This is a genomic window from Xanthomonas massiliensis (assembly GCF_900018785.1).
GTDB classification, from domain to species: domain Bacteria; phylum Pseudomonadota; class Gammaproteobacteria; order Xanthomonadales; family Xanthomonadaceae; genus Xanthomonas_B; species Xanthomonas_B massiliensis.
This window is the reverse complement of sequence record NZ_FCOY01000006.1, coordinates 254,908-278,443: the sequence shown is the minus strand read 5'-3', so window position 1 is coordinate 278,443 and position 23,536 is coordinate 254,908. Positions and strand designations below refer to the sequence as shown.

Annotated in this window: 15 protein-coding genes and 1 pseudogene; 8 read left to right on the top strand and 8 right to left on the bottom strand. The window is 69.8% G+C overall.

The window, feature by feature from the left end:
• Nucleotides 1-17: 17 nt before the first annotated feature.
• The 6 genes and pseudogenes from BN3794_RS04445 (at nucleotide 18) to BN3794_RS04420 (ending at nucleotide 7,193) form a co-directional block, all read left to right on the top strand.
• Nucleotides 18-650, top strand: a complete 633-nt coding sequence (locus BN3794_RS04445; protein WP_066093952.1) for a thiol:disulfide interchange protein DsbA/DsbL — start codon at nucleotides 18-20, stop codon at nucleotides 648-650.
• Between the two features lie 127 nt (nucleotides 651-777).
• Complete coding sequence (locus tag BN3794_RS04440; protein ID WP_066093950.1) at nucleotides 778-1,614, top strand: thiol:disulfide interchange protein DsbA/DsbL; 837 nt, start codon at nucleotides 778-780, stop codon at nucleotides 1,612-1,614.
• A gap of 52 nt (nucleotides 1,615-1,666) precedes the next feature.
• Nucleotides 1,667-2,410, top strand: a complete 744-nt coding sequence (locus BN3794_RS04435; protein ID WP_187128052.1) for an endonuclease/exonuclease/phosphatase family protein — start codon at nucleotides 1,667-1,669, stop codon at nucleotides 2,408-2,410.
• Between the two features lie 98 nt (nucleotides 2,411-2,508).
• A pseudogene (locus BN3794_RS04430) lies at nucleotides 2,509-4,493 on the top strand (lytic transglycosylase domain-containing protein).
• Between the two features lie 77 nt (nucleotides 4,494-4,570).
• Nucleotides 4,571-5,896: a nucleobase:cation symporter-2 family protein gene (locus BN3794_RS04425; RefSeq protein ID WP_066093947.1), complete on the top strand. Its 1,326-nt coding sequence runs from the start codon at nucleotides 4,571-4,573 to the stop codon at nucleotides 5,894-5,896.
• Nucleotides 5,897-5,954: 58 nt separating this feature from the next.
• Complete coding sequence (locus tag BN3794_RS04420) at nucleotides 5,955-7,193, top strand: multifunctional CCA addition/repair protein (protein ID WP_066093944.1); 1,239 nt, start codon at nucleotides 5,955-5,957, stop codon at nucleotides 7,191-7,193.
• Between the two features lie 60 nt (nucleotides 7,194-7,253).
• Here the strand turns inward: BN3794_RS04420 and nagA are convergent, their stop codons facing one another.
• The 8 genes from nagA to BN3794_RS04380 form a co-directional block, all read right to left on the bottom strand.
• Nucleotides 7,254-8,420, bottom strand: a complete 1,167-nt coding sequence (nagA, locus tag BN3794_RS04415) for an N-acetylglucosamine-6-phosphate deacetylase (RefSeq protein ID WP_066093941.1) — start codon at nucleotides 8,418-8,420, stop codon at nucleotides 7,254-7,256.
• Nucleotides 8,417-9,448 (bottom strand): SIS domain-containing protein, encoded by a 1,032-nt coding sequence (locus BN3794_RS04410; RefSeq protein ID WP_066093938.1) that lies wholly within the window; start codon nucleotides 9,446-9,448, stop codon nucleotides 8,417-8,419. The genes nagA and BN3794_RS04410 overlap by 4 nt, the downstream gene beginning before the upstream one ends.
• A gap of 3 nt (nucleotides 9,449-9,451) precedes the next feature.
• Nucleotides 9,452-10,519, bottom strand: coding sequence for a LacI family DNA-binding transcriptional regulator (locus BN3794_RS04405; protein WP_066093934.1), 1,068 nt, complete (start codon nucleotides 10,517-10,519; stop codon nucleotides 9,452-9,454).
• Between the two features lie 37 nt (nucleotides 10,520-10,556).
• Nucleotides 10,557-11,837, bottom strand: coding sequence for a sugar MFS transporter (locus BN3794_RS04400; RefSeq protein WP_066093930.1), 1,281 nt, complete (start codon nucleotides 11,835-11,837; stop codon nucleotides 10,557-10,559).
• A gap of 35 nt (nucleotides 11,838-11,872) precedes the next feature.
• Nucleotides 11,873-12,595, bottom strand: coding sequence for a GntR family transcriptional regulator (locus BN3794_RS04395; RefSeq protein ID WP_187128051.1), 723 nt, complete (start codon nucleotides 12,593-12,595; stop codon nucleotides 11,873-11,875).
• 101 nt (nucleotides 12,596-12,696) lie between these two features.
• Nucleotides 12,697-13,845, bottom strand: a complete 1,149-nt coding sequence (locus tag BN3794_RS04390; RefSeq protein WP_066093926.1) for an acyltransferase family protein — start codon at nucleotides 13,843-13,845, stop codon at nucleotides 12,697-12,699.
• 103 nt (nucleotides 13,846-13,948) lie between these two features.
• Nucleotides 13,949-16,246, bottom strand: coding sequence for an alpha-N-acetylglucosaminidase (locus BN3794_RS04385; protein ID WP_425476693.1), 2,298 nt, complete (start codon nucleotides 16,244-16,246; stop codon nucleotides 13,949-13,951).
• Between the two features lie 71 nt (nucleotides 16,247-16,317).
• Entirely contained in the window at nucleotides 16,318-19,041 is a 2,724-nt protein-coding gene (locus BN3794_RS04380; protein WP_066093923.1) for a TonB-dependent receptor, read from the bottom strand.
• A 613-nt stretch (nucleotides 19,042-19,654) separates the two neighbouring features.
• Here BN3794_RS04380 and glk point away from each other — a divergent pair.
• Nucleotides 19,655-20,695: a glucokinase gene (gene glk / locus BN3794_RS04375; protein ID WP_066093920.1), complete on the top strand. Its 1,041-nt coding sequence runs from the start codon at nucleotides 19,655-19,657 to the stop codon at nucleotides 20,693-20,695.
• A 95-nt stretch (nucleotides 20,696-20,790) separates the two neighbouring features.
• A complete protein-coding gene (locus BN3794_RS04370) occupies nucleotides 20,791-23,514 on the top strand; it encodes a TonB-dependent receptor (RefSeq protein ID WP_066093917.1) in 2,724 nt (907 codons plus the stop codon).
• Nucleotides 23,515-23,536 lie beyond the last annotated feature (22 nt).

Sequence of the window (23,536 nt, the reverse complement as noted above, 5' to 3'; positions counted from 1 at the left end):
CCGTCACTGGAGTTGCAATGAAGTTCCTCCCGCACCTGCTGCTGTTGTTGCTGGCCCCGCTGTCGGCCCTGGCCGCCGCGCCGGCCCCGCTCAAGGAAGGCGTGGACTACACGCTGATCGACAAGGCCGGTCCCTTCGCCCCGCTCGACGGCCGGATCGAGGTGGTGGAAGTGTTCGGCTACAGCTGCCCGCACTGCGCCCACTTCGCACCGGCCTTCGATGCCTGGGCCGCGCGCCAGCCCAAGGACGTGCGCGTGACCCTGGTACCGGCCGCATTCGGCGGGCCGTGGGATGCCTGGGCGCGCGCCTACCTGGCCGCCGACGAGCTGGGCATCGCCAAGCGCAGCCACGCCGACGTGTTCCGCGCCGTGCACGAAACCCAGGCCCTGCCGCTGAACCCGACCCCGGACGAGCTCGGCACCTTCTACGCCGGCTACGGCGTGAGCGCCGCGCGCTACGTGGAAACGCTGCGCGGGGCCAAGGTGGAACAGCGCTTCAACCAGGCCCGCGACTTCGCCGTGCGCACCCAGGTGCCGGGCACGCCGGCGATCATCGTCGACGGCAAGTACCTGGTGCGCGGGCGCGACTTCGACGAACTGCTGCGCAACACCGACCTGCTGGTCGCGCGCGAGCGCGCCGCCCACCGCTGACGGCGCCACGCCCGCTTTCCCGGACCGACCGCGCCCCGGCCACATGCGGCCCGCCTTCAGCCGGGCGTGTCATCATGTCGGCCCGGGCCGGACCGGCCATGTTCCCGTTGCACGGAGATCCCCACCGATGAAGATCCGCCTCGCCCTGGCGCTGACCGCGCTCCTGCCGATCCTGGTGGCCTGCAAGGCCCAGGACGGCAGCGCAGACACCGCCGCCGCCCTCGCTCCGACCCCGGCCGAGCAGCCGGCCGCACCGGCCGCCGAGTCCGCCCCGGCCAGCACCGGCGACGCCGCTGCGGCGACCGATGCCGGCCAGGCCGGCACGCCTGCGCCTGCCGAGGCGCCCGCCCCCGCGCCGGCCACCTCGCGCACCCCGGTCGGTCCCGAGCCGGTCGCCGGCACCGACTACGAGGTGATCGAGAACGGCCAGCCGTTCCAGCCGGCCGCCGGCAAGATCGAGGTGGCCGAGGTATTCAATTTCGTCTGTCCCGCGTGTGCCCGCTTCCAGCCAGTCATCGAGCCGTGGAAGGCCGGCCTGCCCTCCGACGTGAGCTTCGTCTACGTGCCGGCCCTGTTCGGCGGTACCTGGGACGACTACGCGCGCGCGTTCTACGCCGCCCAGACCCTGGGCATCGAGGACAAGACCCACGATGCGATCTACAAGGCCATCCACGTGGACCAGACCCTGAAGGGCGAGCTCGGCCACGATTCGGTGCAAGACATCGCCAACGTGTACGCCAAGCTCGGCGGCGTGGACGCCAAGCAGTTCGCCGACACCATGGCCAGCTTCGGCGTGTCCGCCCGCACCAGCCGCGCCAAGCAGTTCGCCGTGCGCAGCAAGATCACCGGTACCCCGTCGCTGATCGTCGGCGGCAAGTACCTGGTCAAGGGCCGCAGCTACGACGACATGCTGCGCATCGCCGACCACCTGATCGCGCGCGAACGGGCCAGCGCCACCCACTGATCCCGCGGCAAATGTCGTGAGCCTCGCCCCCACCCCGACGCGTACCCTGCGGCTGATGACGGCCAACATCCAGGCCGGCTCGACCACCCGCCGCTACAGCGACTACGTGACCCGCAGCTGGTCGCACGCGCTGCCGGCCGGGCACAAGCGCGCCAGCCTGGACGCCATCGCCCACCTGGCTGCCGGGCGCGACATCGTGGGGCTGCAGGAGGCCGACCCGGGCAGCCTGCGCTCGGGCTTCACCAACCAGACGCACTACCTGGCCGAGCAGGCCGGCTTCAACTACTGGACCCACCAGCCCAACCGGCGCATGGGCGGGGTGGCCTCCAGCGCCAACGGCCTGCTCAGCCGGCTCGAGCCGGTGGAAGTGCGCGACTACGCCCTGCCCGGCCGCATCGGCGGGCGCGGCGTGCTGCTGGCGCGCTTCGGCGACGGCCCGCAGGGGCTGGCGGTGGCGGTGGCGCACCTGTCGCTGGGCGCCAGTTCGCGCAAGCCGCAGCTGGACTTCATCGCCGAGCTGCTCTCGGACTATCCCAACGCGGTGCTGATGGGCGATTTCAATTGCCGCGCCGAGCAGCCGGAGATGCAGGCGCTGTACCGCCAGACGCGGCTGCTGCCGCCGGGCTGCATCGTGCCCTCGTTCCCGAGCTGGCAGCCGCAGAAGGCGATCGACCACATCCTGATCAGCGACAGCCTGCGCACCGTGGACACCCGCGCCATGCCCGCGCTCAATTCCGACCACCTGGCCATCGCCATGAACGTGGAAGTGCCGGCCGCGGCCCTGCGCGAGGTCTGAGCGCCGATGCGGTCGCGGCCTGCGCGACGGGATCCCGGCAGGCCGGCCACCGCGGCGACCACGGCCCGTTCATTCTCCCCCTGCCCATAATTCCGACCATGATCCGTCGCGTCGCTTCCCTGTTGCTGCTCGCCCTGCTGCTGGCCGGTCCGGCCGCCGCGCAACCGGCACCTGCCGGCCTGGACGCGCTGCGCGCGGCCTTCCAGGCCGCCGATGCCGGCACCCTGGACGATGCCGGGCTGGCCGCCTACGCCAACCACCCGCTGTACGGCTGGCTGCAGCTGGCGCGCATGCGCCGCAACCTGGACGCGGTGGACGATGTCCAGGCGCGCGCGTTCCTGGCCCGCTACGGCGGCCAGCCGGCCGGCGAGGCATTCCGCCCGCTGTGGCTGGCCGCGCTGTCCAGGCGCCAGGACTGGCCCGGCCTGCTGGCGGCGTGGAAGCCGACCCAGAACACGGCGCTGCGCTGCGCCCGGCTGCAGGCGCTGCAGGCCACCGGCAAGGCCGACGCGCAATGGAACGAGGAGGTGCAGGCGCTGTGGCGAGATGCCGGCAAGTCCCTGCCCGACGGCTGCGACGCGGTATTCGCCGCCTGGCAGGCCCAGGGCGACCTGACCGACGCGCTGCGCTGGCAGCGGCTGGAAGCGGCCGCCGAGGCCGGGGACGCGGCGGTGATGCGGGCCGCCGCACGCGGCCTGTCCGCGCCCGCCGACCAGGCCCAGGCCGCCGCCTATGCCGCCTTCATCGCCAGCCCGGCCACCACCTCGCCGCAGGAATGGCCGGCCACCGCGCGCAGCCGGCGCATTGCCGTGGCCGGGTTGAAGCTCCTGGCCCGCAACAACCCGGACCAGGCCGAGGCACGGCTGCCTCAGGTGGCCCGGGCGCTGCAGCTGGACGACGCCCAGCAGGGCCAGGTGCTCTACCAGGTGGCGCTGTGGACGGTGGCCTCGTACCTGCCCGATTCGGCGCGGCGGCTCGCCGCGGTGCCGGCGGCGGCGTGGGACGAGCGCCTGCACGAGTGGCAGGCGCGCGAGCGATGGCGCGCGGCGACTGGCCGGCCGCGCTCGCCGCGATCCGGCGCATGCCGGCGGCCCAGCGCGGCGATCCACGCTGGCAGTACTTCGAGGCGCGCCTGGCCGAGAAGACCGGCGATGCCGCCACCGCGGCCCGCCTGTACCGTGCCGCGGCCACCTCGCCCACCTTCCACGGCTTCCTCGCCGCCGACCGTAGCGGCCAGCCCTATGCGCTGTGCCCGTGGACGCCGGACGACAGCGACCGCGACAAGGCGGCGGTGGCGCGCGATCCGGGCCTGGCGCGGGCGCTGCTGCTCTACCAGGTCGATCGCGCCGGCTGGGCGGTGCTGGAATGGAACGCGGCGATCGCCGACTTCGACGACACCCGCCGCCGGCTGGCGGTGGAGGCGGCGCAGGACGTGGGTTGGTTCGACCGCGCCGTGTTCGCCCTCGGCAAGACGCCCGCCGGCCAGGCGCGCCCGGACGAGCTGCGCCTGTACGCGCTGCGCTTCCCGCTGCACCACGACGCCACCATCCGCCGCGAGGCCGCACGCAACGGACTGGACCCGGCCTGGGTCGCTGCCGAGATCCGCGCCGAGAGCGTGTTCAATCCCAACGCGCGCTCCCCGGCCAACGCCATGGGGCTGATGCAGGTGGTTCCGGCCACCGGCGCGCAGGTGGCGCGCCGCATCGGCGTGGCCGGCTACGCCGGCGCGGCGAGCCTGTACGACCCGGACATCAACATCGCCATCGGCAGCGCCTACCTGCGCCGGCTGCTGGACAAGTACGCCGGCCAGCCGTACATGACCATGGCCGCCTACAACGCCGGCCCGGCGGCGGCGGCACGCTGGCAGGGCCAGCGGCCCTCGCACGACCCGGACTTCTGGATCGAGACGATCACCTACAAGGAGACCCGCGACTACGTCGCCCGGGTACTGGCCTTCAGCGTGATCTACGACTGGCGCCTCAACGGCGACGCGCTGCCGTTGAGCGACCGCATGGTCGGCACCCTCAACGACGCCCGCCATGCCTTCGCCTGCCCGCCGGCGGCGACCGGCACCACGCTCTAGGGCAGCAGTTCCCGCGCCTTGTTGTGCGGCGCAGCAGGCACGGCTAAGGTCGGGGCATGCCACCGCCCGGAGCCGCGATGTCGTCCGTCCCCTTCGATGCCGTCGAGCATCGGCCGCCCGCCGCCCGCCTGGGACTGCTGGCGCTGCAGCACGTGCTGGTGATGTACGCCGGCGCAGTGGCGGTGCCGCTGATCGTCGCCAGCGCGCTCGGCCTGGCGCGCGCCGACACCGCCTTCCTGATCAGCGCCGACCTGTTCTGCTGCGGCCTGGCCACGCTGGTGCAGAGCGTCGGCCTGCCGGGGCTGGGCATCCGCCTGCCGGTGGTGATGGGGGCCACCTTCGCCGCGGTGGGCCCGATGATCGCCGTGGCCGGCGCGCCGCACCTGGGCCTGCCCTACGTGTTCGGCGCCTACTTGGTGGCCGGTGCCGCCGGCGTGCTGGCCGCGCCCTGGATCGGGCGGCTGCTGCGCCTGTTCCCGCCGGTGGTCACCGGCACGGTGGTGGCGGCGATCGGCCTGACCCTGCTGGCGGTGGCCATCGACTGGGCCGCCGGGGGCGCCACGGCGCCCGACTACGGCGCGCCGCGCCACCTGGGCATCGCCGCGCTGGTGCTGCTGGCGGTGCTGGCCCTGCTGCGCCATGCCCGCGGCTTCGTGGCCAACATCAGCGTGCTGCTGGGCCTGGTGCTGGGCATGGCCGTGGCCGCCGCGGCCGGCCAGGTGGACCTGGCCGGGCTGGCGCAGGCGGCCTGGCTGGCGCCGGTGCGCCCGTTCCACTTCGGCCTGCCGCGCTTCGACCTGTGGGCGTGCCTGACCATGTGCGTGGTGCTGTTCATCGTGTTCGTGGAGTCCACCGGCATGTTCCTGGCGCTGGGCGAACTGGTGGAACGGCCGGTGGACCGCCCGGCGCTGGTGCGCGGGCTGCGCGTGGACGGGCTGGGCATGATGCTGGGCGGGGTGTTCAACGCCTTCCCCGACACTTCCTATTCGCAGAACATCGGCCTGGTCGGGCTGACCGGCGTGCGCAGCCGCTGGGTATGCGCCCTGGCCGGCGCACTGCTGGTGCTGCTCGGCCTGATCCCCAAGCTCGGGGTGCTGGCCGCGGCGATCCCGCCCAGCGTGCTCGGCGGCGCCGGGCTGGTGATGTTCGGCATGGTCGCGGCCAACGGCATCCGCACCCTGGCGCGGGTGGACTTCGCCGGCGACCGCCGCCACAACCTGGTGATCGTGGCGGTGAGCCTGGCGCTGGCGCTGGTGCCCACCGCCTCGCCGCACTTCTTCGACCACCTGCCGGCGGCGCTGGCACCGTTGCTGCACAGCGGCATCCTGCTGGCCACGGTCGCCGCGGTGGCGCTGAACCTGTGGTTCAACGGCCTGGGCGACCCTCCGCGGCAGCCGCGCTGAAACCGGCCGCGGCCGCGGCCGGCGCTACCATGGACGGCCGTTACTGCCCGCTGCCCGCATGAAAACCTATCTCGTCGGCGGCGCCGTGCGCGATGCGCTGCTCGGCCTGCCCCCCGGCGACCGCGACTGGGTCGTGGTCGGCGCCACCCCGCAGCAGATGCTCGAGGCCGGCTACCGCCCGGTCGGGCGCGACTTCCCGGTATTCCTGCACCCGGACACCCACGAGGAACACGCGCTGGCACGCACCGAGCGCAAGTCCGGGCAGGGCTACCGCGGCTTCGTGGTGCACGCCGATCCGGCGGTGACCCTGGAGCAGGACCTGCAGCGCCGCGACTTCACCCTCAACGCCATCGCCCGCGACGAGGCCAGCGGCGAGCTGGTCGATCCCTACGGCGGCGTGCGCGACATCCAGGACCGCGTGCTGCGCCACGTCGGCCCGGCCTTCGTCGAGGATCCCCTGCGGGTATTGCGCGCGGCGCGCTTCATGGCGCGACTGGCGCCGCTGGGCTTCACCGTGGCCGCCACGACGATGGAGCTGATGCGGCAGATGGCCGCCAGCGGCGAGCTGGACACGCTGGTGCCCGAGCGGGTGTGGCAGGAGCTGCGCAAGGCATTGGCCGCGGCGCGGCCGTCGGCGTTCCTGCACACGCTGCACGAGGCCGGCGCGCTGGGCGCGATCCTGCCGGAGGTGGAGGCGCTGTACGGCGTGCCGCAGCGCGCCGACTACCACCCGGAGATCGACACCGGCCGCCACCAGGAACTGGTCAGCGACATGGCCGCGCGGCTGGCGCCGGGCGACGACCTGGTCGGCTTCGCCGCCCTGACCCACGACCTGGGCAAGGCCCTGACCCCGCGCGCGCAGTGGCCACGCCACGTGATGCACGAGCAGCGCGGGCTGAAGCCGCTGGCCGCCCTGTGCGAGCGGCTGAAGATTCCCAACGAGCATCGCCAGCTGGCCGCCATCGCCTGCCGCGAGCACCTCAACGTCCATCGCCTGGCCGAACTGCGCGACGCCACCGTGCTGGAGCTGCTCGAACGCTGCGATGCCTTCCGCCGCCCCGAGCGCATCGCGCGCCTGGCCCGGGTGTGCGAGGCCGATGCGCGCGGCCGCGGCGGCGACCTGGCCGGCCGCACCTATCCGCAGGGCCCGGAACTGGTACGCCTGCATGCGGCGGCGGCGGCGGTCAATGCCCGCGACCTGGCCGGCCGGGGGCTGCAAGGCCCGCAGATCGGCCAGGCCCTGGCGAAGGCCCGGATCGCCGCGATCGGCCAGGCCCGCACCCTGCCGCGGACCTGAAGCCCGGGGAAGGCCGGAGCCGCAGTTGCCGGCCGGGCAAGGCGGCCGGATCGGGCAGGCTCAAGCGGCCGCTTCGCCCTGCCCGGCGATCCAGGTGTGGCGGGCGTGCAGGGTCTCGTCCAGCAGCACCAGGTCGGCCTGCAGGCCCGGCGCGATGCGCCCCAGGCGGTCGTCCAGCCCCAGGCACTGCGCCGGATACAGCGAGGCCATGCGCGAGGCCTCGGCCAGGTCCACGCCCAGCCAGGCCACCGCGTTGCGCACCGCGGTGGCCATGTCCAGCGCCGAGCCGGCCAGCGCGCCGGCGCTGTTGCGGATCACCCCGTCCACGTCGGTGACCACCTCGCCGTTGAGCACGTAGCTCTTCTGCTCCGAACCGACCGGCGGCATCGCATCGGTGACCAGCAGCACCTTGCCGCGCGGCTTGGCCGCCAGCGCGATGCGCAGGCTGGCCGGGTGCACGTGCACGCCGTCGGCGATGATGCCCAGCCAGGTACCGGCATCGTCCAGCGCCGCACCGACGATGCCCGGCTCGCGCCCGACCAGCTGCGACATCGCGTTGAACAGGTGGGTGAAGCCGCGGATGCCGGCGGCGACGCCGGCGCGCGCATCCTCGTAGGTGCCGGCGCTGTGGCCGGCGAAGACGATCGCGCCGCCGTCCACGAGCTTGCGGATGTCCTCCAGCGGCACCACCTCCGGCGCCAGCGTCACCAGGGTGACGCCGTTGCCCAGCGAGGTGTCCACCGCGATCTCGTGCGCATCGGGCAGGCGCAGCTTGCTGGCATCGTGCGTGCCGCGGCGCACCGGGTTGATGTACGGCCCTTCCAGGTGGATGCCGAGCAGGCCCGGCACGCCCTGCGCCAGCGCCTGGCGCGTGGCGTCCACGGCCGTGGCCATCTTCGCGGCGGTGTCGCTGATCAGCGTGGCCAGCAGGCCGGTGGTGCCGAAGCGGCGGTGCGCGCGGGCGATGGCGGCCAGGCCCGCGGGGGTGGGGTCGTTGTTGAACAGGACCCCGCCGCCGCCGTTGACCTGGATGTCGATGAACCCCGGCAGCAGGGTGCCGGCGCCCAGGTCGAAGCGCGCGTCGGCGGCGGCCACGCGCGGGTCGCCGGCGGCGACGATGGCCTGGATGCGGCCGTCGGCCAGCAGCAGCGCGGCCTCCTCGCGGAAGCCGTCGTCGGTGAGGATGCGCCCGCCGTGCAGCGCCAGGGTCTTGCCTGCAGTGTTCATACGGTCTCCGTGACCTTGTTCAGATGCGGCGGCACGTCGGGGTTGTAGCCGCGCCGCAGCGCCAGCGCGTTCACCGCGCGATAGAAGCTCTGGATCGCCAGCAGCGGCGCGCAGGCCGGATCGGGCGCGGCGGCCAGCGGCAGGTCGCCGCCGGCGCCGGCCAGCCATACCGCCGCCCCGCGCCGGCGGAATTCCTCGGCCAGCGCGCGCGTGCCCAGCCCTGTCTCGTCGGGCTGGGCGAAGGCCAGCACCGGGAACCCCGGCCCGACCAGCGCCATCGGCCCGTGCTTGACCTCGGCCGAGCTGTAGGCCTCGGCATGCAGGCCGCTGGTTTCCTTGCACTTGAGCGCGGCCTCCTGGGCCACCGCCAGGCCCAGGCCGCGGCCGAGCACGAACAGGTTGCTCGCCCCGGCCAGCCCGTCCACCAGCGAATGCCAGTCCAGCGTCCAGGCCTGGCGCAGCGCCTGCGGCAGGGCGTCGAGCGCGCCGATCAGCGCCGGGTCCTGCTTCCAGTGCGCGGCCAGCTGCAACAGCGCCGACAGCGAGGCGATGTAGCTCTTGGTCGCCGCCACGCTGCGCTCCGGGCCGGCGCCGAGCGGGATCACCGTGTCGGCCAGCGCCGCCAGCGGCGAGTCCTCGACGTTGACCAGCGCCACCACGTGCGCTCCGGCGGCCTTGGCCGCCTCGGCGTTGCGCAGCAGGTCCGGGCTCTTGCCGGACTGGGAGATCACCAGGTACAGCGCACCGGCCAGGCGCAGCGGCGCCTCGTAGACCGAGCCGACCGAGGGCGAGGCCGAGGCGGTGACGATCCCGAGCCGGGTCTCGAACAGGTACTTGCCGTAGGTGGCGGCATGGTCGGAGGAACCGCGCGCGCAGGTGGCGATGAACGGCGGCGGCGCGGCGCGCAGCTCGGCCGCCAGGCGCTCGACCACGGCGCGGTTGCGCGCGAACTGGGCGGCGACCACGTCGGCCGCCTGCGCGGCCTCGCGGAACATCAGGGTCTGGTCTTCGGCGGGCAGGTTCGGCATGACTCAGGACGACTCCTTGGAAGCGGGATGCACGCGCCGCGGCTGCACCGGCGCGGTGGAACCGCGCACCACCAGCTGCGGCACGAAGCCACGGTTGCGCAGCGCCTCGGCGTTCTCGTCGTAGGCATCGGAATGGAGCTGGGCGATCAGCAGCCGCGCGGCGTGGCGGGCGATGTCCTCGGTGGCCTGCTTGGCGGTGGTCAGCGCCGGCCACGACTGGCGCGAGAACGGGCTGTCCTCGAAGCCGGCGATGGACAGGTCGTAGGGCACGTTGAGCCCGGCCGAGCGCGCCGCCGCGAGCACGCCGGCGGCGATCTCGTCGTTGCTGCCGAAGATCGCGGTAGGCGGCTCGCGCAGCGCCAGCAACCGGCGCGCGCCGCGGAAACCGTCGTCGAAGGTGTAGTCGCCGGGCACCACCAGGTGCTTGTCCGGCTCGATGCCGTAGTCCTTGAGCGCGGCCACGTAGCCGGCATGGCGCTCGCCGCTGGAATGGTGCTGCGGGCCGCCCCAGAGGAAGCCGATGCGCTGGTGGCCGAGCTGGATCAGGTGCTCGGTGATCTCGTAGGCGGCATCGCGGTCGTCCACGAACACGCACGGGCCGTCCTGCGGATCCTCGGTCCCGGCGACGATGCGCACGGTGCGGATGCCGCGCGCGGCCAGCTTGGCCACCAGCTCGCGGTTCTCCGACATCGGCGCGGTGAGCACCAGCCCGGCCAGGCGCGAACGCTGCACCCACTCGGCCAGCTCCTCGGCCAGCAGCGGCGAGGAGCCGTCGCACGGATGGATCTGCAGGCCGAAGCCGGTCTCGCGGCACGCGGCCAGCACGCCGTTCTGGATGCCGATGATGTGGTACGGGTTGGGGTTGTCGTAGACCAGGCCGATCACGAACGGCGTGCCGCTGCGCAGGTTGCGCGCCGACGGATCGGGCTCGTAGTCCAGCTCGGCGATCGCGCGCAGCACCCGCGCGCGGGTGGCCTGCATCACCGACGGCTCGTTGTTGATCACGCGCGAGACCGTCTTGAGCGAGACCTTGGCGCGTTCGGCGACGTCCTTGATGGTGGGTCGGCGCATCGGATTCCCCGGCTTGTCGGAAACGGCGGCCATGGCCTCAGCGCCCCGCCGGCGCCAGGCCGACGCGGTGGCCGCGCAGCGAGTAATAGAGGATGTACAGGTAGCACGGCACCATCAGCGCGGCGAACACGAGCTGGAAGTCGAAGTGCTGCTTGAGCACGGCGAACGCCTGCGGAATGATCGCGCCGCCGGCGATGCCCATCACCAGCAGCGCCGAACCGGTCTCGGTGAAGCGCCCGAGCCCGCGGATGGCCAGCGGGAAGATCGCCGGCCACATCATCGCGTTGGCGAAGCCCAGCGCCGCCACGAAACCGACCGACACGTAGCCGTGGGTGAGCAGCGCACCGACGGAAAACACCATGCCCAGCACCGCCGACACGCTCAGCCAGCGCTCCTGCGAGAACACGCGCGGGATCAGCGCCAGGCCGGTCAGGTAGCCGACCAGCATCGCCGCCAGGGTGAAGGAGGTGAACAGCTTGGTCTGGTCCAGCGGCAGGTCGAAGCCGTGGCCGTAGGTGCCGATGGCATCGCCGGCCATCACCTCCACGCCCACGTACACGAACAGGCACAGCACGCCCAGCCACAGGTGCGGGAACTGGAAGATGCTGGTGCGCGCGGCCGCGCCCGGCGCCGCGGCCGGGGTGGCGTTGGCCTCGGCTGCCTTGAGCTCGGGCAGGGGCGAGAACAGCACGCCGACCGCCACCACCAGCACCACGCCGGCCATCACCAGGTACGGGCCGTGGATCTTGGCGGCGAACTGGCCGAGCAGCAGCGCCTTGCCGGACGCGTCGGCGGCGGCCACCTGCGCGGACAGGTCGCCGATGCCGTGCAGCACCACCGTGCCGATCATGATCGGCGCCAGGATGCCGGCGAACTTGTTGCAGATGCCCATCAGCGCGATGCGCCGCGCCGCGCTCTCGTGCGGGCCGAGGATGCTGATGTACGGGTTCACCGCGGTCTGCAGCAGCGCCAGGCTGCCGCCGATCACGAACAGCCCGCACAGCGCCCCGGGATACCAGCGCTGGGTGGCGAACTGGCCGAACATCGCCGCGCCCACCGCCATCACCACCAGGCTCAGCGCCAACCCCTTCTTCATGCCGGTGCGCTTGAGGATCCACGAGGACGGCAGCGCCAGGAAGAAGTAGGACAGGTAAAACACCATCAGCACCAGGAACGCGTTGACCTCGTCGAGATCGAAGGCCAGGCGCACGAAGGTGATCAACGGGCCGTTGATCCAGGTGAAGAAGCCGATGATGAAGAACAGCAGGCCGACGATGGCAAGCGAGGCGGCAGGGCTGGCGGAACGCGGGCTGGACATGGACGGCAGGCTCCGGTGGCGGGTTCTGGGATCGGCTAGCGTCGCAGCTCGGCGACGAAGTCGTAGTAGTCGTTGTGGCAGTAGGTATCGGTGAGCTCGATGGCGCTGCCGTCGCGCGCGTAGCCCACCCGCACCACGTGCAGGATGGCCTCGCCCACGCGCATGCCCAGGTGGTCGGCCAGGCGCTGCGGCAGGTTGATGGCGCGGAAGTACTGCAGCGCGCGCACCACCGGCTGGCCGCGGCCGTCCAGGTAGGCGTAGAGGGAATCGCCCACCGCCGCCGGATCGGGCACCACGTCGCGCGGCAGCACCGCCTGCTCGTAGGCCATCACCCGGCCGTCGGCGCTGCGCAGGCGGGTGAGCGCGGCCACCACCGCATCGGGCGAGAGCCCCAGGCGCAGGATCTCCTCGCCGTGCGCCGGGCGCAGGCGCTGCTCCAGCCAGCGCGTGCCGGGGGCGAAGCCCTTGTGGCGCAGGGTCTCGCTGAAGCCGGTCAGCCCGCCCAGGTGGTGCTCGATCTGCGAGGAGATGAAGGTGCCGGCGCCCTGGCGGCGCACCACCAGCCCCTGCTCCACCAGCGCATCGACGGCCTGGCGCAGGGTGACCCGGGAGATTCCCAGGCGCTCGCACAGCGCGCGCTCGGCCGGCAGGGCCTCGCCGCTGCGCCAGGCGCCCTCGCGGATCGCCTCGGCCAGGCGCGTGGCCAGCTGCAGGTACAACGGTGTCGCGGCCGCGGGATCCAGCGCGAGGTCCGCCACCCGCGGATCGAGTTCCTTCTTAGACCGAACCATTTCCCCGCCAGCCCCGTATTCGTCCTATCCAATATAGGACCAATCGAGCGCGTGTGCACCTGGCGACGTCACAACCGCAGGTACAGCCCGCGCCGGTCCATCCACCAGCCCACCGCCCAGCACAGCAGCGTGTAGGCCAGCGCGCACAGGAGCGAGCCGAGGGCGCCGGGCGAGAGCGCCTGGAACACGCGGATGCCGATCCAGTCGTACAGGCCCATGCCCGCGCCGGCCGGCACCATCTGCAGGGTCACCACGAACAGCTCGGAGAACAGGTAGATCGCCAGCGGGTTGCGGCCGAGCACGGTGAAGAAGCCGCTGCCGGCCACGTGGCCGCGCAATTCGATCCACCACACCAGTGCCCCCAGGATCAACAGGTCCAGGCCCACCGTCACCGCCACGAACGAGCCGGTCCACAGTTTCTTGGCCACCGGGAAGAACGGATGCCAGGCCAGCGCCAGCCCCACCAGGACGAGTCCGGCCAGCAGCAGCCGCCGCACCGCCGCCGCGTTCTTGCCCTGCCGCTGCAGGAAGCGGCCGACGAGATAGCCCGCCAGCACGTTGACCGTGGCCGGCAGCGTGCCCAGCAGGCCTTCCGGGTCGAAGCCGCCGTCCCTGCGGTACAGGTGCTCCGGCCCGAACAGCCACAGGTCCAGGCGGGTGCCGGCATTGCCGAGCCGGTCGAGTTCCAGCCCCGGCTGGCCGAAGGCGTACAGGATCGCCCAGTAGCCCAGCAGCATCGCCGCGCACAGCCACGGCAACGCCCGCACCGGCAGCCAGCGCACCAGCACCGCCGCCAGCAGGTAGCACAGGCCGATGCGCTGCAGCACGCCCATCACCCGGGTGTCGGCGAAGGCGTTGAAGCCCCAGTCCCCGTCCGGCAGGCGGTGCACGAACGGGTACCAGTACATCAGGAACCCGCACAGGAAGATCAGCGCCGCGCGCTTGCCGACCTTGCGCAGGTACGGCCCGGCCGGCGTGGCCGTGGCGTTGCCGAGCGCGAAGCTCATCGCGCTGCCCACCGCGAACAGGAACGAGGGGAACACCAGGTCGGCAGCGGTGAAGCCGAACCACCGGGCGTGCTTGAGGATCGGATAGGCCGGCGCACCTGCCCCGGGCGTATTGACCAGGATCATCAGGAAGATGCTCAGGCCCCGGAACACATCCAACGAGAGGAAGCGTTCCTTCTTCTTGGGCTGATTAAGCTCGACGGTGCTCATGGGTTCTCCAGCGAATCGACGGGGCAACGTGGCCATCCACGCGGGCAGGGCGGCGTAGCCGCCGATACCACGGGATCGGCCATTCGCAGATCATCCAGACGGATCACGATGCGTCCAGGCGGGCCAGCAGGCGGCGGATCAGGCCGGCAGGATCGTCAGGCACCGTCGCCGCGGGTATGTCCTCGCGCCCGACCCAGGCCCATTCCCAGTCGCGGACCTGGGCCTCGAATGCCTGCTGGTCGAAGGCTTCACCGGCCACCTCTGCCCGGCGCAACCCGGCAAAGAACCTCTGCCAGCGCGGCAGATAGAAGCCGGCATACATGCCCTGCCAGGCCTTGGAGGCATAGTCGGCCAGGTTGCCCTCGCCTCCCCATACGCTGACCTGTGCACGGGCGTTGGCCAGGTAGTAGCGGCGCAACGCGGCATCGTCGCCGGCATAGTCGGCGGCCTGCCGCATCCAGGTACCCAGGCTCTCCTGCTGGCCACCGGCAAGCGTGTCCAGGCCGCGGACCAGGGCTTCCACCCGGGCAACGACATGGTCGCCTCCGACGATGTCGCCGCGCTGGTAGGCCTGCACGCCCTGCACCAGGAGGGCATCGACCTGCAGGCTCAGGTACTGGCGCGCGTATTCCACCAAGTCCTGGCGGAACAGCGGCGCATCCTGGTAATGGCCGGCCTGGGCGAGCAGCGCGTCGAGGGCCTTGCGCAGGCGCGGCAGGTCGTCCGGCCGGTCCTCGAAACCGGTCACTGCCGTGGTCGGGCGCTTGAACAGCAGATAGGCGCCCGCCTTCTTGTTCCACCAGCGCGGCGACCAGTAGCGGGTGCGGTAGACCGCCGCGTCCAGGTCGTCCCAGGCGGCCAGCAATGCGGCATCGACGTGGCCGTAGCGGCTGCGCAGGTAGTGCTCCAGCCATTGCGGCCAGGGCAGCTGCGGCCCCTCCCACGCCAGCGAATACAGGTATTCGTAGACCACTGAATTGCTGTGCAGGCCCTCGGGAAACACGCCGAAACCGGCGAGGTTGCCGTGTCCCCGGTCGGCCAGCAGCGCTTGCAGGTCGCGGCGGTAGAACTGGAAGTCACCGTAGACGGGATTGCTGCCGCCATAGTTGTGCACGTAGCCGTAGATCCACTGCTTCCCGTCGAAGGCCTGGGAGGCCTTCCAGGTACCCGGATAACGGTCGTTGCCGATGTCCAGTACCAGCATGCGATCGTCGGGCACGCGGCTCAGGAAGGCAGCGATGGCCCCGGGCTGCCAGAACTCGCGGTCGGCACCGAACAGCCATCCCTGCATCACCCAGGTCGCCTTCGGGTTGACCTGGCTGATGGAGCGGTAAATCGCATCGCCGTACTGGGCCAGCCGGGCATCGCGCCTTGCCGCGGGGACGGCCTTGGCCCTGGCCGCTTCGGTGTTGGCGGTGCTGTCGCCGTACTGGGCCGCGGCCACGTCGCTGCCGTCGTCGGCCACCGGCGGCAGCATCTCGTTGAAGGCGTCGGCCAGGTAGAACTCGCCCTCGCCATAGGCCTGGGCATACAGCTCGATGAAACGCCTGGCGATGCGGGCGAACAGCGGATCGCCCGGATCCAGCCAGTAGGTCTCGTGGAAGCCCTCCCAGGCACGCATGCGGTAGATGCGTGCCCGCGGATGCGCCTGCGCGAACGCCTTGGGCACATAGCCGGCGAAGGCCGGCAGCACCGGCTTCATGCCCAGCTCGCGCATACGCGCCAGGATCTTCTTCTGCAAGGCCTGCTTTTCGTCGATCCATGGCTGCGGCAATGGCGCGCGATACCCCTCGATGTTGCCCATGCGCTGCCACGGCGTGAATGCCGGACCGGAGAAGTAATCGGCCAGATCCGCATCGGCCAGGCCGAATTCGCGCCACAGTCGTTGCCAGATCGCCTCCTGGCCCTCCATCGCCAGAGGCATGTCGATGCCGTGCAGGGCCATCCAGTCGATCTCGCGTTCCCAGCGCGACCAGTCCCAGAACGGCGTCGTGTAGCCGTAGGTGCAGGTATTGAGATAGGCGCGATGGAGGAATGGCGTTGCCACGCGCGTGCCGTCATGGTCGGCAAAGCGTGCGGGCAGCGCCACCCGCCGTCCTTCCCAGCTCACATCGGCGGCACCGATGGATTGCAGATAGGCATAGGCGCCATGGGCCAGGGCGATCGCATCGGAACCATCCACCGCAAGCCGTCCCCCGCGGGCCTGCACGCGGTACCAGGGCCCCGCAGGACTATCCGGCGGATCGACCTGCTCCAACCCGACCGCCGCCGCCTGCGGCCCGAAACTGCGCTCGAGCACACCGCGCGCTGCATCCGTGGCAGGCGACGCCTGGGCAAGGGCATGGACCAGCCCGGTCGCCATCACCAGCGCCAGCATCGGCATGCGCATGTTCCGACTCATCGTTCCCATCTTCGTCCCCGGACCGGAAGCCAAGCAGGCGGGACCGCGCGAACGGCCCCGCCCATGCATTCCTACAGCAGGTTCCACTGCGCCGTCAGGTAGTAGCTGCGGCCGGTCACCCCGGTCATCTGCCAGACGTCGCTGACCTGGTAATAGGCCTTCTCCTTCTGGTTGGTCAGGTTGACCGCCCCCAGGGTGAAGCTCAGCTTGTCGTTGGGACGGAACCCCAGGGCCGCGTCCAGCTGGGTCCGCGCTTTCATCACATGGCCGGCATAGGCGAAGAAGCTGTCCGCACTGGTCTGGTAGTACTCGCTGCGGTGCGTCGCCGACACGCGCGCGCTGAACATCCTGTTCTCCCAGTAGCCGGTCAGGTTCCAGGTCTTCTCCGACAGGTTGCTGATCACGTAGTCTTCCTTGAAGCTCGGAATCACCCGGGTGAAGTTGGCGGTAAAGCCGAACCCCGGCAGCGGCAACCAGGCATCCAGCGACTGGGTCCAGGCCAGCTCGTAGCCCTTCAGGCGGTTGGTGTCGTCGGCGTTGAGGGTCTGGCTGAACTCGTAGGCCTCGCCGTTGCTGCCCATGCATTCGCCGGCCGAGTTCTGGCTGATCGACACGCCGTTGTAGCTGGACAGGCAGAAGTTGCTGCGGTTGTAGGTGCCGTTCTTGATCGCCTTGTAGAACCCGTCCACCGAGAGCGAGCCGCCCTCGTAGTACCACTCCAACGCCAGGTCGGCCTGGTTGGCGGTCATGGCCTTCAGGTCGGTCTGCCCGAGCGAAACCTCGTGCGTGAGCACGTTTCCTGCGCCGTAGGCGGTGGCTTCGCTGCTGGCGATGGCCGTGCTGCTGGTGAGGATCGGGCGCACCAGGACCTTGGCCGCGGAGGCGCGCAACAGCAGGCTGGGCGTCAGTTCCAGCACCAGGTTCGCGCTCGGCAGCCAGTTGCTGTAGCGGTAGGTCGAGTCCGAAACGCCCTCGATGTTGTAGACCTCGCCCTCGTCCAGGTCGGATTCGGATGTGAGATAGGTCTTGGTGTCGCGCTTGGTGTTCTCGTAGCGCATTCCGACGTTACCGCGCAGGCGCATCGACCCGATGTCCGTATCGATGTTGGCCATGGCATAGCCGGACCAGATGTCGTTGGTGATGTAATAGCTGCTCTGCGGCACGAACAGGCTCGGCACATCGACGCCCTCGGCGGCGAGCGCGGCCCGGTAGGCACTCAGGCTCGGGATCACGAAGGCATGCTGGATGTCGTACATGCCGCCGAGGAAGTCAGTCACGCTTTCGCCGGTATCGGCCATCGAGGGCAGCGCCGACAGGTCGGTCACGTCGGTAAGGCGGTCGTGGCGCCAGATGTCGCGATACAGCGTTTCTCGCCGGTACTTGGCTCCGACCTTGATCGAGTCCAGCCACCCCCAGCCCAGCCAGCGCAGGCCGTCGAGCTGCAGCGAGTCCTCCTGGTTGCGCAGACGCTTGATCGCCCCGTTGGGATACTGGTTGCGCCCGCCTTCCGCGGTCGCCGCGTCGTACAGGCCACCGTCGAGCAGATCGTTGGACACGGTGAACGAAGGGCTCGAGGGATTGCTGATGTCCAGGACGCTTGAACCTACCGGAACACCGACGATCACCGCCGCCTCGCTCTCGTGGGTCTTGCCCAGGGCATGGTTGGCCGCGCCGGTCACCGTCCAGGCATCGCCCTTCCACTTGAAATCGTAGGTCGCCATCTCCGAGAGCCAGTTGTGCTCTTCGTACTGGCGATTGTTTTCCAGCGTGTAGTTGTCGGCCTGCACGCGCGTGGCGTAGCCATTGGCCGCATCCAGCACGGTCTCGCTGCCGCCGCTGAGCAGGAACACCTGCTGCTTGATGTCGTTCTCGGTCTTGTCCTTGCTGTAGATCCAGCTGAGTCCCATCTCCAGCTGGTCGCTGGGCGCCCACTGGATCGCGCCGTTGAACATCTTGCGGGTGGTGTCGCGGTCGATACGCCGGTAGCGAGTACGCGTGGGCATCACCACCGACTCGCCGTCGTACGTGCCGGTGCCCCACCGATCGATCCAGAAGTAGTCGGCGCGGTCCTTGAGCTTCTGGTAGCCGGCATTGAGGAACACCCCGAGCGCGCCGTCGCCCACCTTGAACTGGTCGATGTAGCTGCCGACCAGCTTGCCGGTCGGGCTGCCGCCCACCGAGTCCGAATACTGGCCGGTCGCCGACACGAGCAACTTGCGCTCCTTGTAGTCCAGGGGCTTGATGGTGTCGATGTTGACCGTGCCGGACAGGCCGCCGGCATCCATGTCAGCGGTCGGCGACTTGATCACCTGGATGCCCGCCGCCAGTTCCGGCTGGATGATGTCGTAGCGGAAACCGTCGGTGAAATCCGCGCTCTTGAAGGTCTGGCCATTGATCGTGGTCATCGCGTACTGCGGTCCCAGGCCACGCACGCTGATGGTCGAGCCGCGGCCGTTGATGCTGGAGATCTGCACGCCCGGAATGCGCTGGATCGCCTCGGCGATGTTCTCCGAGGGGAACTTGCCGATGTCCTCGGCGGACACGCCATCGGACACGCGGGTGTCGTCGCGCTTCTTGTCCAGGGCGGTGATCAGGCTCTGCTGGTAGGAACTGGTGACGGTGACGGCATCGAGCTGGGCGATCTTGTCGCTCTTCGCGGCATCGTCGCCGGAAGGGGCCTGGTCGCCCTGGGCCTGCTGGGCCAGCGCGGGCGCGGCGGCCAGGGCAAGGAGAGAAGTGACGATGGAGCGGGTCAGCACGCTGCGCGGGGTACGGGGGAGGGCGGAACGATGCATATGGCTATCCTGGATTGAGATGGCTGGTGAACCCGGACATACGATCGATTCCACAGGCCTGGCACGGACCGCCGACCGAGTCCGCTGGACCCATGGCCGGCTCCCCACTTTGCCTCTATCCGTCCCGGCACTCGGGCCGCCTGGCGATCGATCGGACCACGCAAATTGGATACATACCAATTGCGTGATCCGATTCTTATGGTCCTAAAAAGATCATGTCAACAGACCGCTCGCGGTTGTCCTGGCGTCATCGCGTGTCGCACCATCCTGGTACAAGATTTTCAAAAAATTAAATTAAAAATCAAAAATTTGTAAAAATTGGTGCAACGACGACAAAGCCCGGGGCCCTTGCTCACGCGCACCGTTGTCATCGGCCCGCTGAAACGGATCCGGTCCGCATCAATACCAATTCTCCAAGCCATCGTCGGAAGCGGGCCGAAGTCGGGGCCAAACCATCCGCCATTGGCCTTGCACGGGGATTCCTCGCCTTTCCACGAGGCGGCCAAGCAGTCATACGACTTTCGGCGCACCCCGTTGACATCGTTGTCAAACTGTCATCAAACTCGGCCCACGCCATCGGCCCTATGCGCCGAAAGCTCAACGAGAAGGGGCAATGCACGTGGCTTCCGACGTCGTCGCGCACCACCCGCGGGCTGCCGCCCGTCCGCCCGCCTTCCTGGCGGCGGACGTGGGAGGCACGCATGTCCGCGTCGGACGCATCACCGCCGCCGACGGCCAGCAGCCCGTCCAGGTCCAGCAGTACCGCAAGTACCGTTGCGCGGATTTCCCGTCGCTGGCGGCGATCCTGCTCGACTTCCTCGACGGGGACCACGCCGTCCACGACTGCGTGATCGCCAGCGCCGGCTTCGCCCTGCAGGACGGCACCGTGATCAGCGCCAACCTGCCCTGGCCGCTGTCGTTGCAGGGCCTGCGCCGGGAGCTGGGCCTGGATTCGGTGCACCTGGTGAACGATTTCGAGGCCGTCGCCTATGCGGCCACCCACGTCGGCGACAGCCAGGTGCTGCAGCTGGCCGGGCCCGAACACGGGGCCGGCGGTCCGGCGCTGGTGCTGGGGCCGGGGACCGGCCTGGGCGCGGCGGTCTGGATCCCCACCGCGAACGGTCCGGTCGTGCTGCCCACCGAGGCCGGCCAGGCCGCCCTGGCGGCGACCACCGACCTGGAGATGGCCCTGGTCCGGCGCCTGCACCGGCAGCATCGCCACGTCAGCGTCGAGCATGCGCTGTCGGGACCGGGCCTGCTCAACCTGTATCGCGCCCTGGCCGGGGAGCGCGGCCAGGCGGCGGTGCTCGATACGCCCGACGACATCAGCGCCGCCGCGCTGGCCGGCAGCGATCCGCTGGCGGTGGAGACCCTGCAGGTGTTCTGCGGACTGCTCGGCAGCGTCGTCGGCGACATGGCCCTGCTCTACGGCATCCAGCGCGGAATCTATCTCGCCGGCGGCATCCTGCCCAAGATCGCCCCGTTCCTGGCCGCCAGCGATTTCGTCGCGCGCTTCCTGGACAAGGGCCCCATGCGCGCGGCGCTGGAACGCATCCCGGTCAGGCTCGTCGAACACGGCCAGCTCGGCGTGCTCGGTGCCGCCCACTGGTTCATCGACAGATATTCGGATGGGGACCGCGCTCCGGCACGGTAGAGCACGCACACCCGGCACGGCCCCCGTCCCGTACCGGAACCACCACACGGCGCTCCGTCGCCGGCCACCGTATGTAAGTGATGAGGAGAGACATCATGAAGCATCGCAAGACCCTCCTGTCGGCGGCGATCGTCAGCTGCCTGTCCTTCGCCGCACAGGCCCAGGACGCGTCATCCACCCAGCAGGCGACCGACCTGGACACGGTCCAGGTCACCGGCATCCGCGGCTCGATGGAGAAGTCGCTCGATAGCAAGCGCGACGCCGGCTCGCACGTCGAGGTCGTCACCGCCGAGGACATCGGCAAGCTGCCGGCCAAGAACGTCGCCGACACCCTGCGCGAGCTGCCCGGCGTGAACATCAGCTCCTCCAGTGCCAGCGAGGGCGGCTTCGACGAGGCCGACCGCGTCAGCCTGCGCGGCACCTCTCCCAGCCTCACCCAGACCACGATCAACGGCCATGGGGTGGCCACGGGCGACTGGTTCGTGCTCAGCCAGGTAAGCACCGTCGGCCGCAGCGTGAGCTATTCGCTGCTGCCCTCGGAGATCGTCGACCAGGTAGTCGTGCACAAGACCTCCGAGGCCAAGCTGGTCGAAGGGGGCGCCACCGGATCGATCGACATCATCACCCGCAAGCCGCTGGAATTCGCCGACACGTTCACCGCGGAAGGCTCGGTGGGCGCGGTCTATTCCGACCTGCCCAGCGATACCAAGCCCCAGGTCAGCGTCCTGCTGAACTGGAAGAACGATGCCAACAACCTGGGCGTGACGGTGCAGGGCTTCAAGGAGGAACGCAGCCTGCGCCGCGATGGCCAGGAAGTGGTCGGCGGCTACGTGCCCGTTCCCGCGGTCAAGGGCGATGGCGTGACGCCGACGGCGGTCGCCCAGGCCAACCCCGAACTCGTGGGCCTGCTCTACCCGAACGAGATCGGCGCGGTGCTGTTTACCCAGGAACGCGAGCGCAAGGGCGGCACCATCGATATCGAGTTCAAGCCCACGGACACGCTGACGCTGGACCTGAATGGCTTCTACTCGAAGATGAGTGCGGACAACTACAACCGCAATTACATGATGTGGGCGAGCAACGCCCTGGCCAACGACGCCACCTTCTCCGACTACACGGTCAAGAACGGCGTCATCACCAACGGCACCCTGACCGGCGGCACCGGTGCGTACGGCGTCTACGACATGATCTCGCGCCCCGGCGCCAGCTCGCAGACCTACTACACCGCGTTGAACGCCGACTGGAAGCCCGCCGACAACCTGGAGTTCAAGTTCGAGGGCGGCACCAGCCAGGGACGCGGCAAGAGCCCGACCCAGAACGTGGCCGAGATCGGCACCCAGGTCGGCGCGGGTGCAAGTTGGCAGATGAACGGTATCGGCAAGGCCATCGACTGGGGAATGGGGGACGGCAACAGCTACGGCGACGTCGCCACCGCCGACCCGGCCTCGGGATGGATCTTCGGCGGCCAGGACATCGACGTGATGGACAAGGAGAACTGGTTCACTGCCGACGGCAGCCTGTTCAACACCGACGGCGTGCTGAGCTCGCTGGACTTCGGTATCCGCTATGCCGAGCACAACCGCCACAACGACTACGAGATCGCGCAAGGCCCGAACTGGGCGACCGCCTGGAACGACCCTTCCGCCTTCCCGACCGACGTGGCCCACTATCCGAGCGATTTCGGCAATGGCGTGGGGGGCAACGTGCCGTCCAACATCTTCTACTACACCGCCAGCCAGCTCGCCGCCTACAACGCGCAATACGCCGACCGCGACTATCCCGAGCGCTTCTACTTCTCCGACGTCTACGGGGTGAAGGAGAAGAACTATGCCGCGTACGTGCAGGCCAACTTCGAGGGCGATGCATGGAGCGGCAACATCGGCCTGCGCTACGTCAAGACCAACAGCGACATCCGCTACAACCAAGCGCTGGCGGTGGACTCGGGCATCCCCGGCGCCATCACCGGTTCGGCCTTCGGCGACTACCTGCCGGTCACCGTGGACAACGACTACAGCAAGCTGCTGCCCAGCGCCAACATCAAGTTCGACCTGGCCAAGGACCTGGTCGCGCGCGTTGCCGCGTCGCAGACACTCACCCGCCCGGACTACTCCGCGCTGGCCGGCTCGCTCTCGCTGGATGACCTGACCCATACCGGCAGCGGCGGCAATCCCAAGCTCAAGCCGCTGGTGTCCTCCAACTTCGACGCGTCGCTGGAATGGTATTTCGCCCCGCGTGCGCTGCTGGCCGGCAGCGTGTTCTACATGAAGATGAAGGACTACGTGGACGTCGGCGGCAGCCAGGTCATCCAGTACAAGGACCAGCAGGCCAGCCACGCTGCCGGCACCGACGTCTACTCGGCCTACACCGTCACCGTGCCGGTCAACACCGATGCCAAGGTCAAGGGCGTGGAACTGACGTACCAGCAGCCCCTCGGCGAGTTCTTCGGCGTCAACCTCAACTACACCTACGCCGATGGCGACACCGATACCGGCACGCCGGTCTTCGGGACCTCGAAGAACACCTACAACGCCGCGGCCTACTTCGAGAACGACCGTTTCAGCGCCCGCGTGTCCTGGAGCTACCGCGACAAGTTCTATGCCGGCGCCAGCCGTGCCACACCCTACTACCAGGACGATTTCGGCACGCTGTCGGCCTCGCTGGGCTGGAAGATCAACGACACCCTGTCGATCACCCTCGACGGCCTGAACCTCAACAATCCCAAGTACAAGTACTACACCGATACGGATGTGGGCTACCTGCCCTACGCGATCTACTCCAACGGTCGCCAGTACTATCTCAACCTGCGCGCCAGGTTCTGAGCGCCCGGCGGGCCCGGGAAGA